General features: G+C 42.9%; 2 protein-coding genes. Both read right to left on the bottom strand.

The window, feature by feature from the left end; all coding sequences use genetic code 11:
* Positions 1–944, bottom strand: a 944-nt coding sequence (gene yqeH / locus CEG13_RS18435) for a ribosome biogenesis GTPase YqeH (protein WP_100013353.1), incomplete at its 3' end; no start/stop codon positions are given.
* A 3-nt stretch (positions 945–947) separates the two neighbouring features.
* Positions 948–1,460 carry a YqeG family HAD IIIA-type phosphatase gene (locus CEG13_RS18430; RefSeq protein ID WP_100013352.1) on the bottom strand — a complete coding sequence of 171 codons (513 nt, stop codon included), beginning with the start codon at positions 1,458–1,460 and terminating at the stop codon, positions 948–950.
* Positions 1,461–1,830 lie beyond the last annotated feature (370 nt).

Below are 1,830 nucleotides of genomic sequence, written 5' to 3'. Positions count from 1 at the left end.
AGTGTTTCCAGGGTTTCTGCGTTCGGTGGGGAAAGCAGCTCTCCCAAATGATTTTCGTACAGCATGTCCGCCTTGTCCAGCTTCGTGCGGTGAATCGTCAGCTGATTGGAAAAATAACAGACAAACGACTGCCGCTCTCCTTTTATAAAATCCAGTCTGGCCAGCCCGCCAAAAAACAAGGTTTGATGCTCATTCAGCTGGTAGACCCGCGGCTTAATTTCCTTAGTCGGCGTAATTTGCTTTAAATCCGGTTTGGAAACATAATGCGCCATTTGCTGTTTATTAACAATGCCTGGTGTATCAATAATCGATGATGTTTCATCAAGCGGAATTTCAATAAATCCGAGGGTTGTTCCAGGAAAATAAGATGTAGTAATCGCATCTTCCGGCCCTTCCGACTGCTTAATCAGCTGATTGACAAACGTGGATTTACCAACATTGGTGGTGCCGACAATATAGACATCTTTTCCCAACCGGTAATCTTCCAGTCTGTTCGCCAAGTCACGGATTCCATAACCTTTTTTGGAAGAAATCAGAAAAACATCTTTTACTTTGATGCCGGCTTCTTTTGCCTGGCGCCTGAGCCAATGGGCAAGCTTTTGTTTATTCACCGATTTCGGCAGCAAATCCACTTTATTGCCAGCCAGCACAATCGGGTTGTCCCCAGTTATCCGCGGCAGCCCGCTAATCAGACTGCCTTCTGTATCGAATATATCAATGACATGCAGGATGAGGCCATCGGTTTGCCGGATGCTTGAAACCATCTGCAGAAAGTCATCATCGGTGATGGGAACATCCTGCACCTCATTATAGTTTTTTAAGCGGAAACACCGCTGACACAGCACCGTATCCCGTCCCAGTGAAGATGCCGGTGTATATCCGGGCTTTTCCGGATCTTCTGTCTGAATTTGTGCACCGCAGCCCTGGCAATAGATTGTTTCCATATATTATTCCTCCCAGCTTATTTTTCCTTTTCTCCGCATATAATTAAGAATACGCCGTTCAATCTGGCGGTTGACTTTTGTCAGTTTTCCGTCCGTTTTGACAATCGGAACAACCATGATCGTATAAAATCCCGCGGCATTCCCGCCAAGCACATCTGTCATCAGCTGATCACCGATGACCACCACTTCGTCCTTTCTCAGCCCCATTTGTCTGGCGGCTGTTTTAAAGGCTCGTCTCAATGGCTTGCGGGCACTGAATACAAACGGAGTCTCCAGGGGTTCGGAAAAGATCTTTACCCGTTCCTGATTATTATTTGATATAATTGTTACCTTAATTTCTTGTTCTTTCATTTTTTCAAACCACTGCCGTACTTCCGGGGTTGCATCTTTTACATCCCATGCAACCAGCGTGTTGTCCAAATCTGTAATGATGCCTTTAATGCCACGTTGTTTCAGAACAGCAGGCTGAATATCAAAAATACTTTGTACATGCTCATTTGGCAAAAAATAGTTCAAACCTCAACACCTCATATTTCTTTTCTGATGCACACGACTTTTCCTAACACCATCCTATAATAACTTGTTTTAATAATAAAGGGAAACTCTGCCTATTTCATGTTTGCAGTAAAACTTTGATATATATGCCCGAATCCGGGAAAAATACCGGGAAAACCGTTACTATATGCAAAAATCGTTCGACAAATTCCATCATATTCTGCTTTGTGGATAACTTTATACACAAACCACATGCTGTCATAATTACCTTTCCCCAGTCTATAAAACAGTTGTGCACAAGTTATCTACAACCCTGTGTAGATAACTTGCGACTTGTCCCTAATCCCGAATCGTGATAAATTATAAATACTTCAAAAAACAAAATTTATAT

This window comes from Lentibacillus sediminis (genome assembly GCF_002763455.1).
GTDB classification, from domain to species: Bacteria; Bacillota; Bacilli; order Bacillales; family Amphibacillaceae; genus Lentibacillus_D; species Lentibacillus_D sediminis_A.
The sequence above is the reverse complement of the archived record's forward strand: the minus strand, read 5'-3'. Positions and strand labels throughout refer to the sequence as shown.